This is a genomic window from Pseudomonas sp. H1_D05 (assembly GCF_054682705.1).
In genome coordinates this window covers 4,452,736-4,466,697 of sequence record NZ_CP162825.1, presented here as the reverse complement: position 1 = coordinate 4,466,697, position 13,962 = coordinate 4,452,736, and the positions used below count along the sequence as shown (strand labels likewise).

Sequence of the window (13,962 nt, the reverse complement as noted above, 5' to 3'; positions counted from 1 at the left end):
TTGAAGCGTAGAACAGTTTCAAACGTACAACTTACAACCACCACCGCAGCAAAAAGAAGAACGCCATGCTTAACAACATACTGAGCAAAGTACTGCGCGTGTAAATCACCAAAGCGATCGCCACCAGCGAACTAAGCAGGTACGGATTGTCCCACTGCAGATTCAGCTGTTTGTCCGGCATGAAGACAATCGGCCCGCAGATCGCGGTGAGCATCCCCGGTACTGCAAAACCGAGAAACTGCCGCGCATTGCTACTCAAGCGCACCGGCAAACGCGGTTCAAGAAACACGTAGCGATTGAGAAACACCAGAATCCCCATGCCGAAAATCACCGCCCAAACCATCATGTGCGCTCCCGATACAGCTTGTTGCAGATAAACCCTGCGGTCATTCCTGCCAACCCCGACAACACCAGGGCCGAGCCCCATTGCCAGTAACTGAACAGCACCGAACAAAACAGCGACACTGCCACGCAAACCACTGTCGGCACGTTGCGCACTACCGGCGTGATCAACGCGATAAACGTGGCGGCAATCGAGAAGTCCAGCCCCAGGTGCTCAAGCCCCGGAATGCTGCTGCCGAGGACAATGCCGGCCAGGGTGAACAGATTCCACGCGATGTAAAACGTCAGGCCGACACCCAGCGCATACCAGCGGTTGAACTGCTGGCGATCATGTTGACTGGTCAGTGCAAACAACTCGTCGGTGAGCAAAAAGCCCAGCCCGATGCGCCAGCGCCCCGGCAGTGGCGAAATCACCGAACGCATGCTCATGCCATACAGCAAGTGCTGTGAAGTCAGCAGCAGCGTGGTCAACAGAATCGAAAAAATCCCCGCGCCGCCCTTGAGCATACCGATCGCGACCAATTGCGCCGCGCCGGCAAACACAATGCTCGACAAGCCCTGCCCTTGCAGCGGTGTGAGGTTGGCCTCGATCGCCATGGAGCCAGCCAGTAATCCCCAAGGCGCGGTGGCCAAAGACAACGGCATGATCGCGATAGCGCCGCGAAGGAACGCACTGCGCGGCATAAGTGAGTCAGACATATCGCTCTTCAACAGTGGAAACAGCAACAGACTCTGCCAGCAAATCCCCTTGTCCGGCTTGAACAATCTTGCGCAATTGCGCTAAATCGCGCCGACTGTGGACGGCCATCGGCGTACCATGTGAGCCATTCACAAATGCGTCAGGGAGACGACATGCTGTACCGAATCGCAGCCGACGGGCTGGTGCTGTTTCATTTGTCCTTCATTCTGTTTGTGCTGTTTGGCGGGCTGTTAGTCCTCAAATGGCCACGTTTGATGTGGCTGCATTTGCCGGCTGCGGCCTGGGGCGTGGCGGTCGAGGTGCTGCACCTGACCTGCCCGCTGACCTACTGGGAAAACCTCATGCGCCACGCGGCCGGGCAGACTGAATATGCCGGCGGCTTCATCGAGCATTACATCTGGCCAATTATCTACCCGGCAGGCCTTACCCCGCAGATTCAACTGGCGCTCGGCAGTGTGGTGCTGGCGGTCAACCTGTTGGTGTATGGCCGTTTAATCCGTTCGTGGAAACTGCGTCGAGCGGTGTAATCAACGCGAAGTCTTCAAGGCTTCCAGCCAGACCGGATCCAGGCGCGTCTGCTCGGTATCGAGTCCCAGCGCCTGCATCCGCTCCTTGTGCGTTTCAACTTCCCGCCACAGTTGCCCGTGATCACTGGAGTTGCCGTCCAGTTCGTGCATTTGCGTCAAGCCGAGATGGTAAAAGCGCAGAACCTTCATAGCCGTCGGATCATTCTGCTCCACGGCTGCAGTGACCTGATGCATGACATTGGTGATGCTCATCAGATTGCGCTTGAGTCGCCAGCTGTACACGGCTGGCGCCATCCAGCTCTGATTCCAGAAGCGCCCGCGCAGTAACGCTGCGGTCAGCAGAAACGCCACAAACACGCCGCCGACATTGAAGCGCAGGTTATCGCCGCCAGGCTCGCCGAACAGCGCCACCGCCACGCTGGAAAACAACATCGCCAGCACCAGGAACAGCACGGCGATGATGATCGTGCTGCGGCGGGTCTGCTGGCGAAAAGTGGCGGCATCCATCGGCTGAATCTCGAACATCACAAATGACTTCCTTGAGCGACAAAAGGGCTAACTGAAAAAACCGGCCGGCGCATTATCGCCTCTACCGCGGATTTAGCTATGCTGGGGCTCCTTTTCATCTTTTCAGCGTCCAACGGGGACATGGCGGTACAGCGCAGATCGTGCCATCTTCATTCATGGATACACACTATTCGGATGCCATCGCCTAGTCTTGAGATGACATCGTTTTAAGGATCATTGCATGACCCAACGACACGTAATCAATGCCTCGGTCAGCCCGAAAGGCAGCCTGGAAACCCTTTCTCAACGTGAAGTTCAGCAACTGAGCGAAGCCGGATCCGGCAGTACCTACACCCTCTTCCGCCAGTGCGCCCTGGCCATCCTCAACACCGGCGCCCATGTCGATAACGCCAAGACCATCCTCGAAGCCTACAAGGACTTCGAAATCCGCATTCACCAACAGGATCGCGGCGTACGCCTGGAGCTGCTGAACGCTCCGGCCGACGCCTTCGTTGACGGCGAAATGATCGCCAGCACCCGCGAAATGTTGTTCAGCGCCCTGCGCGACATCGTCTACACCGAAAACGAACTCGACAGCCAACGCATCGACCTGAGCACCTCGCAAGGCATCAGTGATTACGTTTTCCACCTGCTGCGCAACGCGCGCACTTTGCGCCCTGGCGTCGAGCCGAAAATCGTCGTGTGCTGGGGCGGCCACTCGATCAACACCGAAGAATACAAATACACCAAGAAAGTCGGCCACGAACTGGGCCTGCGCAGCCTCGACATCTGCACCGGCTGCGGCCCCGGCGTGATGAAAGGCCCGATGAAAGGCGCGACCATTGCCCACGCCAAACAGCGTATTCATGGCGGTCGTTACCTGGGTTTGACCGAGCCGGGCATCATCGCCGCCGAAGCGCCGAACCCGATCGTCAACGAGCTGGTGATCCTGCCGGACATCGAGAAACGTCTGGAAGCCTTCGTGCGCGTTGGCCACGGCATCATCATCTTCCCGGGCGGCGCCGGTACGGCTGAAGAGTTCCTCTACCTGTTGGGCATCCTGATGCACCCGGACAACAAGGGGCTGCCGTTCCCGGTGATCCTCACCGGGCCGAAACATGCCGCGCCGTATCTGGAACAACTCGACGCCTTCGTCACCGCGACTCTCGGCGAAGCGGCCAAGCAGCACTACGAAATCATCATCGACGACCCGGCCGAAGTGGCGCGGCAGATGACTCAAGGCCTGAAAGCGGTGAAGCAGTTTCGCCGCGAGCGTAACGATGCGTTCCACTTCAACTGGCTGCTGAAAATCGACGAAGGCTTCCAGCGCCCGTTCGATCCGACCCACGAAAACATGGCCAACCTCAAACTGCACCGCGACCAGCCACCGCACGAACTGGCGGCCAACCTGCGCCGAGCGTTCTCGGGCATTGTCGCCGGTAACGTCAAGGACAAGGGCATTCGCCTGATCGAAGAACACGGGCCGTACCAGATCCGTGGTGACGCGGCGATCATGCAACCGCTCGATGCGCTGCTCAAAGCCTTCGTCGCCCAGCACCGGATGAAACTGCCGGGCGGCGCGGCGTATGTGCCGTGTTATCGAGTGGTGGCGTAACCTTTAAGCCATCACACAATCCATGTGAGAGCTGGCTTGCCAGCGATAGCGGTCTTCCAGTCAACAGAGATGTTGAAGCAGATGACCCCTTCGCGAGCAAGCTCGCTCCCACAGGTTCTGTGGCGTGGCACAAATGGTATTTGCAACCTGAATCCCCTGTGGGAGCGAGCTTGCTCGCGAAGGGGCCCGATAGAACAACCTCAACCCGCCAATCGCACAGCCAGCGCCTTGGCCTGCAACGCGACATCCGTCACCGCCGTACTCTCCCACCACATCCCGCGCAATGGCGGCCCCATGGCAAATAACCGGTCAGCGGCACATCCCTCGGCATCCAGCACCGCGCCATCCACGGCCGCTGCGATTCCCAACGCCAACGGCCCCGGCTGCACCAAACCCCGCGCCAACAACTGCTGCGGCAACGGTCGCGCTACCCGGCGCCAGTCGTACTCGATGCCACTGGAGTTGATCAACGCGGCGCCCTGCACCACGCAGGTTTGCGACTCACCGCGACGCCGAGCGCGAATACTCACGCCACCTTCCACATTCGGCTCCAGCCCCTTGAAAGACGCCGCCTGAATCCGCAATCGCCCTTCTTTGTGCAACCGTTCAACCAGCGCCGCACTCAGCGGCGGCGAACGGTGATGGTGGCTTTCCCACCACGGCCGCACATGGCGTACGAATTGTCGACGCTGCGTGTCAGTCGCCTGGCTCCATAAGCGAGCGATGTGCACGCGAACCGTGTCCAGCGGCGCTTGCCAATCGATGCCTTGTGCGATGGCTGCCTGGCATTGCTGGCGTAATTCGCGCAACAGCTGCCGAGGCGTACGCAGGCTGTGATCGTCACCAAGAAAATCCACCCAGGCCGGCGGTTGTCGCCGCACATGGGGCAACAAACCATGGCGGGAAAATACTTCGATCGACCCGCGATGCCCGGCTTGCTCCAGCGACACCACGGCATCGACCATGGTCAGGCCGGAGCCGATGATCAGCACGGTCGACTGCGGGTCGAGCTGGCGCATGGCCGCGACATCCCACGGATCGAGCGCGGCGGCGTTGAGGCCGCTGGAGGTTGTCTGCGGGGTTCGCGCGGCCGGGAACATTCCAGTCGCCAGGACCGCGTAGCCACCGCGCAGTGCCTGACCATTGCTCAGTGTGAGCTGTACCGAATCGGCCTCGACTTGCAGGTCGACGACCTCCGCGCGAATGTGCTCAACGCTTGAGCCATTTCTCGCACCGACAAGGCGCGCTTCGGCCAAGCGCTGCTGCACATAGACCCCGAACAATCCACGCGGCGGAAACAGTTCACTGATCGGCACCTTCTGCTCGGCAGACTCTGGCCAGCCGCCAGCGGTAATGTGCTCGGTGAGCCACTGCGTCAGATCATCGGGATTATCCGGATCAACGCTCATGCGCGCGGCGTTGCCGTTGAGCGTGTGACCCAACTCGATGGCACTGTACGCTTCGCCCCGCCCCAGTTCGGCGCGTGGCTCGATGATCAGGATTTTTAGCTGGCCTGGCCGCCTCAGCAATTGCACCGCGAGCATCGTACCGCTGAGGCCGCCGCCGATGATCAGGATATCCGCGTTGCTCTGATGAGTTATTGCCTGTTCGCTGAGTACTTCGCTCATACCACTCGCTCGCTACCAAAATGGCCGACCACTGCTGCCATTACATCAAATGAAAAATGCGCAACTCGGGTCAGCAAACAACCGCGTGAAGAATATCTATAGAAAAAAGTATTTTTTCTATCCCATAACGAAAAAAATGCCCGACCGATACCAGCCGGTCGAGCATTTCAACTTTTCGTGTTTTTATCAGTGAAGGATACGGTAAAGGGTTTTTTCAGAAATGATTTCGTTTATACCACACGCAAAGTATGTGTACTGGAAAACCAAGGGTTCTGAACTCCCTGCAAAATCGATCAGCCACTCCCGCGGCAGGGTGAATTCATACACTCGATCAACAACTGGACCAAGCTCAATGTAGTCAGTCTTCATGTTTCCAACCAGAATCTGAATGCCATCGCCATCATCTTCAATTGGTTGCTTGGGAATAATGGCAGTCGGGCCATTGGGAATATCCTTCATGGATATAAAGCCTTCCTTTGCCTCTTTAACTCGAAGTGCTTCAGGCAATGCAGTTGATAAGTCCCGCATATCAAAACTCCTTTTGATGATTCAAAGAAACTTGAGCCGGCAAGGAAGATATCCGTGCCGGGAGCGAATAACGTTTGCATCCGCCAAGCCATCAAATGCTGGAAGGGTCAGTTCGTCTACTGTCAGAAATTACAGGTAACCACGATTTACCGACGAACGGTCATATGACCACATTGCGCACAAACCGCACCTCAACATCGCCATCATTGCGATAGGAGTGCGGCTGGTTACTGGCAAACATAAAAAACTCGCCCGTGCCGATGTGCTGCGGCTGGTCGCCGAGCATCAGGGTCAGGCAACCTGCAAAGACGAAAATCTGCTCACTCCAGCCCTCGGCATCCGCTTGCGAGGGATAGACCTCGCCCGGTTGCAGGCACCATTCCCATTGCTCGACTTCGCGCGTCGCCGTGGCTTTGGAGAGCAGCACCGCTTTACTGCCCGGGTGGGTGCCCGCCCAGGCCACCTCGTTGATGCGGCTCGGATCACGGGCATCCGGCGCCTGGATCAGATCGCTGAACGCGACATCGAGCGCTTCGGCGACGCGATCAAGGGTGGTCAGGCTGACATTCTTCTCGCCCGCCTCGATCGCCACCAGCATTCGCCGGCTGACACCGGACTTTTCTGCCAGCGCGGTCTGACTCAGGTCGGCGGCATGCCGCAGACGCCGGACGTTCTGGCTGACGTGTTGCAGGACGGATGCCCGTTGCATTGAATCTTTGTGCACTATATTGCTCACTCGGTGAGGTTGGGCAGTATACTGCGCAACGTTGGGCGCATTGTGCGGCCTCCTTTTTATAGTGCGCAAGGTCATGACGTCGCAGAACAGCTCCCCCACTCCCCTCCGTTTCTCTCGTTTCAGCAAAGCCGAGTGTGTGCTGGTGCTGATTACCATGGTCTGGGGCGGCACGTTCCTGCTGGTACAGCACGCGATGACGGTCAGCGGCCCGATGTTTTTTGTCGGCCTGCGTTTTGCGGCAGCGGCTTGTATCGTTGCGCTGTTCTCATGGCGTCATCTACGCGAACTGACCCTGTTCGAACTCAAGGCCGGCGCCTTTATCGGCGTGGCGATCATGCTTGGTTACGGTTTGCAGACGGTCGGGTTGCAAACCATTCCGAGTAGTCAGTCGGCGTTCATTACTGCGTTGTATGTGCCGTTCGTGCCGTTGCTGCAATGGCTGGTGCTCGGGCGTCGTCCGGGCTTGATGCCGAGCATCGGGATCATGCTGGCGTTTACCGGGTTGATGTTGTTGTCGGGGCCGTCCGGGGCTGCGCTGAATTTCAGTCCGGGCGAGATCGCCACGCTGATCAGTGCGATCGCGATTGCCGCTGAAATCATTTTGATCAGTACCTACGCCGGCCAGGTGGATGTGCGTCGGGTGACCGTTGTGCAACTGGCAACCACTTCCGTGCTGTCATTCCTGCTGGTGGTGCCGACCGGGGAAATGATTCCGGACTTTTCCTGGACCCTACTGGTGACTGCGCTGGGGTTGGGCGCGGCGAGTGCGGCGATTCAGGTGGCGATGAACTGGGCGCAGAAGAGTGTTTCGCCAACCCGGGCGACGTTGATCTATGCGGGTGAGCCGGTGTGGGCCGGGATTGTTGGGCGAATTGCTGGCGAGCGCTTGCCGGCGATTGCGCTGGTGGGCGCGGGGTTGATTGTGGCGGCGGTGATTGTCAGTGAGTTGAAGACCAAGGGGAAGGTTGCGGAAGCCGAAGCTGAGTTGGAGCAGGAAACCCAGGGTTAACCCGCATCACCTTCAGTGTCTGCCCCAACGCTTACGCGAGCAGGCTCGCTCCCACATTTTGAAATACATTCCAATGTGGGAGCGAGCCTGCTCGCGAAAGGGCCACCTGCCACAACATCGCTGCCCCTGAAACAATGCCAAACAGAAAATTCCAGACTACTTTGTAGGATTCTGAGACATCCTGGCGTTTGGTGATCGGGGAGCTGGCACGTATGATGCTTCACAAACTTCCGCAGATTAGAAGCCTATGTCCCTGATAGTTCTACTGCTTCTGCCATTCATTGGCAGCTGTCTGGCAGCGGTGCTGCCACACAATGCGCGTAATACCGAATCCCTGCTGGCAGGTCTGGTCGCTCTGATCGGCACCGTCCAGGTCGCGATGCTGTACCCGCAAATTGCCCACGGCGGCGTCATTCGCGAAGAGTTCATGTGGCTGCCCAGCCTCGGTTTGAACTTCGTTCTACGCATGGACGGTTTCGCCTGGCTGTTCTCGATGTTGGTACTCGGCATCGGCACGCTGGTTTCTCTGTATGCCCGTTATTACATGTCGCCGGACGATCCGGTGCCGCGTTTCTTCGCGTTTTTTCTGGCGTTCATGGGCGCCATGCTCGGCCTGGTCATCTCCGGCAATCTGATTCAGATCGTGTTTTTCTGGGAGCTGACCAGCCTCTTCTCGTTCCTGTTGATCGGCTACTGGCACCACCGCGCCGACGCCCGTCGCGGCGCTTATATGGCGTTGATGGTCACCGGTGCCGGCGGGTTATGCCTGCTGGCGGGGGTCATGATTCTCGGCCATGTCGTCGGCAGCTATGACCTCGACAAGGTCCTGGCCGCCGGCGACATGATTCGCGCACATTCCCTCTACCCTATCCTCCTTCCCCTTATTCTCATTGGCGCCCTCAGCAAAAGTGCGCAGTTTCCTTTCCACTTCTGGCTGCCGCACGCAATGGCGGCGCCGACACCGGTTTCGGCCTATCTGCATTCGGCCACCATGGTCAAGGCCGGGGTTTTCCTGCTTGCGCGTCTGTGGCCGTCGCTGTCCGGCAGCGAAGAATGGTTCTACATCGTCAGCGGCGCTGGTGCGTGTACGCTGTTGCTCGGCGCCTATTGCGCGATGTTCCAGAACGATCTCAAAGGTCTGCTGGCTTACTCGACCATCAGCCACCTCGGCCTGATCACGCTGTTGTTGGGTCTCAATAGCCCGTTGGCCGCTGTGGCGGCGGTATTCCACATCCTCAATCACGCGACATTCAAAGCCTCGCTGTTCATGGCCGCGGGCATCATCGACCATGAAAGCGGTACTCGCGATATCCGCAAACTCAGCGGCCTGATCAAACTGATTCCCTTCACAGCGACGCTGGCCATGGTTGCCAGCGCCTCGATGGCAGGTGTGCCGCTGCTTAATGGCTTCCTGTCGAAAGAGATGTTCTTCGCCGAAACCGTGTTCATCAATGCCACGGCCTGGGTCGAAGCGGCGCTGCCGATAGTCGCGACCATCGCCGGTACATTCAGCGTTGCCTACTCGTTGCGTTTCACCGTCGATGTGTTCTTCGGCCCACCGGCCACCGACCTGCCGCACACACCGCACGAACCGCCGCGCTGGATGCGTGCGCCGGTAGAGCTTTTGGTATTCACCTGCTTGCTGGTGGGGATTTTCCCGGCGCAGATCGTCGGCCCATTGCTCGCGGCGGCGGCATTGCCAGTGGTTGGCGGCACACTGCCGGAATACAGCCTGGCGATCTGGCACGGTCTGAACGCACCGATGATCATGAGCCTGATTGCCATGTCCGGCGGCATCATCGTCTATCTGTTGCTGCGCAATCAGCTCAAGCGCGGGCGTTTCAAATATCCGCCACTGGTGGGCCGCTTCAACGGCAAGCGCCTGTTCGAGCGCAGCCTCGTGGTGATGATGCGCCTGGCCCGACGCCTGGAGCGGCGCCTCGGCACCAAGCGTCTGCAGATGCAATTGTTCCTGATGGTATTGGCGGCGGTGCTCGCCGGTCTGATCCCGATGTTGCACAGCAGCCTGAGCTGGGGCGACCGGCCGAAAATTCCCGGCTCGATCGTCTTCGTGACCCTGTGGTTGCTGGCCATCGCCTGCGCCCTCGGCGCCGCGTGGCAAGCCAAGTATCACCGTCTCGCCGCCCTGACCATGGTCAGCGTCTGCGGGTTGATGACCTGCGTGACCTTCGTCTGGTTCTCCGCACCGGATCTGGCCCTGACGCAATTGGCAGTGGAAGTGGTCACCACCGTACTGATTCTACTCGGCCTGCGCTGGTTGCCACGCCGCATCGAAGAAGTCTCGCCACTGCCGAGCAGCCTGCGCAAAGCACGCATTCGTCGTCTGCGCGACTTGCTATTGTCGATTGCCGTCGGCGGTGGCATGGCGCTGCTGTCCTACGCGATGCTGACGCGGCAAACACCGAACGACATCTCCTCGTTCTACCTCAGCCGCGCCATGCCCGAGGGCGGCGGCAGCAACGTGGTCAACGTGATGCTGGTGGATTTCCGTGGCTTCGACACCCTCGGCGAAATCACCGTGCTGGTTGCCGTGGCGCTGACCGTGTTCGCCCTGCTGCGGCGCTTCCGCCCACCGAAAGAAAGCCTGCAATTGCCAGCTCAGCAACGCCTGCTCGCGCCGGACGTGGTCACCGATCTGGTCAACCCGCGTTCCGCCAGCGATACCGCGCTCGGCTTCATGATGGTGCCGGCAGTGCTGGTGCGTCTGCTGCTGCCGATTGCGCTGGTGGTGTCGTTCTACCTGTTCATGCGCGGGCACAACCAGCCGGGCGGCGGTTTCGTCGCCGGTCTGGTGATGTCGGTGGCGTTCATCCTGCAATACATGGTCGCCGGCACCCAGTGGGTCGAGGCGCAAATGAGCCTGCGGCCGTTGCGCTGGATGGGCACCGGATTGCTATTCGCCACCGCTACAGGTCTGGGCGCGATGCTGGTCGGTTATCCGTTCCTGACCACGCACACCTGGCATTTCAGCTTGCCAGTGCTGGGTGACATCCATGTCGCCAGTGCGCTGTTCTTCGACATTGGCGTGTACGGCGTGGTGGTCGGTTCGACGCTGTTGATCCTCACCGCCCTCGCCCACCAATCGGTGCGGGGTCACAAGACCGCGTCGCTGCCCAAGTCCGTCGCCAGTAAAGGAGCCGTCTGATGGAAGAAGTCATCGCAATCGCCATCGGCGTGCTCGCCGCCTCCGGCGTCTGGCTGATCCTACGGCCACGGACATTCCAGGTGGTCATGGGCCTGTGCCTGCTGTCGTATGGCGTCAACCTGTTCATCTTCAGCATGGGCAGCCTGTTCATCGGCAAGGAGCCGGTGATCAAGGACGGTGTCACCCAGGATTTGTTGCATTACACCGACCCGCTGCCACAGGCACTGGTACTCACCGCGATCGTCATCAGCTTCGCCATGACCGCACTGTTCCTCGTCGTTCTGCTCGCCTCGCGCGGCTTGACCGGCACTGACCACGTCGACGGCCGGGAGCCTAAAGAATGATGGCGATGACTCACCTGATCGCCGCACCGATTCTGCTGCCGTTGCTGACCGCCGCCATCATGCTGATGCTCGGCGAACGGCACCGGCCGCTGAAGGCGAAAATCAACCTGTTCTCCAGCCTCGTCGGCCTGTTCATCTCGGTGATGTTGCTGCAATGGACGCAGACCACCGGCGTGCCCGGCTCCATTGGCGTGTACCTGCCGGGCAACTGGCAGGCGCCGTTCGGCATTGTGCTGGTAGTCGATCGCCTGTCGGCGTTGATGCTGGTGCTGACCGGGATCATCGGCGTCAGCGCCCTGCTGTTTGCCATGGCCCGCTGGGACGGCGCCGGTTCGAGTTTCCACGCGTTGTTCCAGATTCAGTTGATGGGTCTTTACGGCGCGTTCCTGACGGCGGATCTGTTCAACCTGTTCGTGTTCTTCGAAGTCCTGCTGGCCGCGTCTTACGGCCTGTTGCTGCACGGATCGGGTCGGGCGAGGGTCTCGTCGGGGCTGCATTACATCTCGATCAACCTGCTGGCCTCGTCGCTGTTTCTGATTGGCGCGGCACTGATCTACGGTGTCACCGGCACGCTGAACATGGCCGATCTGGCGCTGAAGATCCCACTGGTGCCGGAAGCCGACCGTGGCCTGCTGCACGCCGGTGCGGGGATTCTCGCCGTCGCCTTCCTGGCCAAGGCCGGCATGTGGCCGCTGAACTTCTGGCTCGTACCCGCCTATTCTTCCGCCAGTGCACCGGTGGCGGCGATGTTCGCGATCATGACCAAGGTCGGCGTGTACACGTTGCTACGCCTGTGGACGTTGCTGTTTTCCGGGCAGGCCGGAGCCTCGGCATTCTTCGGTGGCGACTGGCTGATCTACGGTGGCATGGCGACCATGGCCTGCGCGGCGCTGGCGATTCTGGCCGCGCAACGGCTGGAGCGCATGGCCAGCCTGAGCATTCTGGTGTCGGCGGGAATTCTGTTATCGGCCGTCGGTTTCGCCCAGCCGAACCTGATCGGCGCGGCGCTGTTTTATCTGGTCAGCTCGACCCTGGCGCTGAGTGCACTGTTCCTGCTGGCAGAACTGATCGAACGCTCCCGCTCGGCCAACGAGATTCCGCTGGAAGATGAAAGCGAACTGCTGCCACGTCCGCAGGAATCCCTGCAACCGCCCAAAGGCATCAACCTCGATGACGAACAGAAAGCCGTCGTCGGTCAGGTCATTCCGTGGACCATGGCGTTTCTCGGCCTGAGCTTCATCGCCTGCGCCCTGCTGATTATCGGCATGCCGCCGCTGTCCGGTTTTATCGGCAAGCTCAGCCTGATCGGCGCATTGCTCAATCCGCTGGGTCTGGGCACTGGCGCGCCGATTTCCAACGCGGCCTGGGCGTTGCTTGCGCTGCTGATTCTCACCGGGCTGGCGTCGTTGATGGCGTTCTCACGTCTCGGTATCCAGCGCTTCTGGACCCCCGAAGAACGCCCTTCGCCGCTACTGCGCAAACTCGAATGCGCGCCGATCTTCCTGTTGTTGGGGCTGAGCATCGTCCTGACTTTCAAGGCTGAACCCCTGTTGCGTTACACCCAGGCCACCGCTGAGGCACTGAACAATCCGCAGCAATACGTGATGGCGGTGCTCGGCACCCGCGCCGTACCGAGTCCGGAAGCCAAATCGGCGATGCTGGAGGTGCAGCCATGAAGCGTGTGTTTCCTGCACCGCTGTTGTCGCTGGCGCTGTGCGCCCTGTGGCTGACCCTGAACCTGTCGATCAGCCCGGGCAATCTGCTGCTCGGCGCAATATTGGGTTTTGCTGCGCCGTTGATGATGCGCAAACTGCGTCCGAAACAAGTACGCATTCGCCGTCCGGGAACGATTCTGCGTCTGTTCCTGCTCGTCGGTCGTGACGTGGTGATGTCCAACCTGATCGTCGCGTGGGGCGTGCTCAACGCCGGTCGCCGCCCTCCGCGCTCGGGATTTGTCAAAGTCCCGCTGGACCTGCGCGATGCTCACGGCCTTGCAACGCTGGCGATGATCTGCACGGTGGTGCCCGGCACGGTATGGTCAGAGCTGGCGCTGGATCGCAGCATTCTGTTGTTGCACGTCTGGGATCTGGATGACGAAACGCAGTTCATCGAGCACTTCAAGAGCACCTACGAGCGGCCGCTGATGGAGATTTTCGAATGAGCCCATTACTGTCGAACGCGATCCTGCTGACGCTGTTCCTGTTCTCGCTGGCGATGGTCCTGACCCTGGTGCGCCTGTTCAAAGGCCCGTCGGCGCAAGATCGGGTCTTGGCGCTGGACTACCTGTACATCGTCGCGATGCTGATGATGCTGACCCTGGGCATTCGGTATTCCAGTGACACTTACTTCGAAGCGGCGCTGCTGATTGCGCTGTTCGGCTTCGTCGGCTCGTTTGCCCTGGCGAAATTCCTGCTGCGTGGCGAGGTGATCGAATGAATGCTGAATTGTCGCTATGGATCGAGATTCCGGTGGCGATCCTGCTGGTGCTCAGCGGCCTGTTTGCGCTGATCGGTGCGATCGGATTATTGCGTATGAAGGATTTCTTCCAGCGCATGCATCCGCCGGCACTGGCTTCGACGCTAGGCGCATGGTGTGTGGCGCTGGCGTCGATCATCTGTTTTTCGGCGCTGAAGTCCGGGCCGGTCATACATGCCTGGCTGATTCCGGTTTTGCTGGCGATTACTGTGCCGGTGACTACTTTGCTGCTGGCGCGGGCGGCGTTGTTCCGCAAGCGTATGGCTGGGGATGATGTGCCGGCCGAGGTCAGTAGTCGCCGGACTGAAAGCGGTAGCTAGTCCAGAGCTTTCGGTGTCTGGATTGGCCCCTTCGCGAGCAAGCTCGCTCTCACAGTGATTTCGGG

15 protein-coding genes are annotated in these 13,962 nt (G+C 59.7%); 9 read left to right on the top strand and 6 right to left on the bottom strand.

Annotated elements, in window-relative coordinates:
* Nucleotides 1-31: 31 nt before the first annotated feature.
* Both AB4O11_RS20210 and AB4O11_RS20205 read right to left on the bottom strand, forming a co-directional pair.
* The gene (locus tag AB4O11_RS20210) at nt 32-343 is read right to left on the bottom strand and encodes an AzlD domain-containing protein (protein WP_174244501.1); all 312 of its coding nucleotides are present in this window, start codon (nt 341-343) and stop codon (nt 32-34) included.
* A complete protein-coding gene (locus tag AB4O11_RS20205; RefSeq protein WP_194934375.1) occupies nt 343-1,041 on the bottom strand; it encodes an AzlC family ABC transporter permease in 699 nt (232 codons plus the stop codon). The genes AB4O11_RS20210 and AB4O11_RS20205 overlap by 1 nt, the downstream gene beginning before the upstream one ends.
* Nucleotides 1,042-1,194: 153 nt before the next feature.
* Between AB4O11_RS20205 and AB4O11_RS20200 the strand changes: the two genes are divergently transcribed.
* On the top strand, nt 1,195-1,569 hold the full coding sequence (locus AB4O11_RS20200; protein WP_093437340.1) for a DUF2784 domain-containing protein: 375 nt from the start codon (nt 1,195-1,197) through the stop codon (nt 1,567-1,569).
* Here AB4O11_RS20200 and AB4O11_RS20195 read toward each other — a convergent pair whose 3' ends face one another.
* Nucleotides 1,570-2,094, bottom strand: a complete 525-nt coding sequence (locus AB4O11_RS20195) for a DUF3087 domain-containing protein (protein WP_099758710.1) — start codon at nt 2,092-2,094, stop codon at nt 1,570-1,572.
* A 223-nt stretch (nt 2,095-2,317) separates the two neighbouring features.
* Between AB4O11_RS20195 and ppnN the strand changes: the two genes are divergently transcribed.
* Entirely contained in the window at nt 2,318-3,691 is a 1,374-nt protein-coding gene (ppnN, locus tag AB4O11_RS20190; RefSeq protein WP_034152412.1) for a nucleotide 5'-monophosphate nucleosidase PpnN, read from the top strand.
* A 200-nt stretch (nt 3,692-3,891) separates the two neighbouring features.
* On the opposite strand, the gene AB4O11_RS20185 is transcribed toward ppnN, so the two are convergent.
* From AB4O11_RS20185 to AB4O11_RS20175, 3 genes are all read right to left on the bottom strand, one after another.
* Entirely contained in the window at nt 3,892-5,319 is a 1,428-nt protein-coding gene (locus tag AB4O11_RS20185) for an FAD/NAD(P)-binding protein (RefSeq protein WP_460128100.1), read from the bottom strand.
* A 186-nt stretch (nt 5,320-5,505) separates the two neighbouring features.
* Nucleotides 5,506-5,847, bottom strand: coding sequence for a hypothetical protein (locus tag AB4O11_RS20180; protein ID WP_460128098.1), 342 nt, complete (start codon nt 5,845-5,847; stop codon nt 5,506-5,508).
* A 160-nt stretch (nt 5,848-6,007) separates the two neighbouring features.
* Entirely contained in the window at nt 6,008-6,571 is a 564-nt protein-coding gene (locus tag AB4O11_RS20175; protein ID WP_186623556.1) for a helix-turn-helix domain-containing protein, read from the bottom strand.
* Nucleotides 6,572-6,656: 85 nt separating this feature from the next.
* Here AB4O11_RS20175 and AB4O11_RS20170 point away from each other — a divergent pair, with 85 nt between their 5' ends.
* The 7 genes from AB4O11_RS20170 to AB4O11_RS20140 all read left to right on the top strand — a co-directional run bounded on the left by AB4O11_RS20170 (nt 6,657) and on the right by AB4O11_RS20140 (nt 13,897).
* The gene (locus AB4O11_RS20170; RefSeq protein ID WP_460128092.1) at nt 6,657-7,592 is read left to right on the top strand and encodes a DMT family transporter; all 936 of its coding nucleotides are present in this window, start codon (nt 6,657-6,659) and stop codon (nt 7,590-7,592) included.
* Nucleotides 7,593-7,839: 247 nt separating this feature from the next.
* Complete coding sequence (locus AB4O11_RS20165) at nt 7,840-10,758, top strand: monovalent cation/H+ antiporter subunit A (RefSeq protein WP_093437315.1); 2,919 nt, start codon at nt 7,840-7,842, stop codon at nt 10,756-10,758.
* Nucleotides 10,758-11,102, top strand: coding sequence for a Na+/H+ antiporter subunit C (locus AB4O11_RS20160; protein ID WP_007910763.1), 345 nt, complete (start codon nt 10,758-10,760; stop codon nt 11,100-11,102). Before AB4O11_RS20165 ends, AB4O11_RS20160 begins: the two co-directional genes overlap by 1 nt.
* On the top strand, nt 11,099-12,778 hold the full coding sequence (locus AB4O11_RS20155) for a monovalent cation/H+ antiporter subunit D (protein WP_038366448.1): 1,680 nt from the start codon (nt 11,099-11,101) through the stop codon (nt 12,776-12,778). Before AB4O11_RS20160 ends, AB4O11_RS20155 begins: the two co-directional genes overlap by 4 nt.
* Nucleotides 12,775-13,263 (top strand): Na+/H+ antiporter subunit E, encoded by a 489-nt coding sequence (locus tag AB4O11_RS20150; RefSeq protein WP_460128088.1) that lies wholly within the window; start codon nt 12,775-12,777, stop codon nt 13,261-13,263. The genes AB4O11_RS20155 and AB4O11_RS20150 overlap by 4 nt, the downstream gene beginning before the upstream one ends.
* Entirely contained in the window at nt 13,260-13,538 is a 279-nt protein-coding gene (locus tag AB4O11_RS20145; RefSeq protein WP_007910754.1) for a K+/H+ antiporter subunit F, read from the top strand. The genes AB4O11_RS20150 and AB4O11_RS20145 overlap by 4 nt, the downstream gene beginning before the upstream one ends.
* The gene (locus AB4O11_RS20140; protein ID WP_093437301.1) at nt 13,535-13,897 is read left to right on the top strand and encodes a Na+/H+ antiporter subunit G; all 363 of its coding nucleotides are present in this window, start codon (nt 13,535-13,537) and stop codon (nt 13,895-13,897) included. The genes AB4O11_RS20145 and AB4O11_RS20140 overlap by 4 nt, the downstream gene beginning before the upstream one ends.
* The last annotated feature ends 65 nt before the right edge of the window (nt 13,898-13,962 follow it).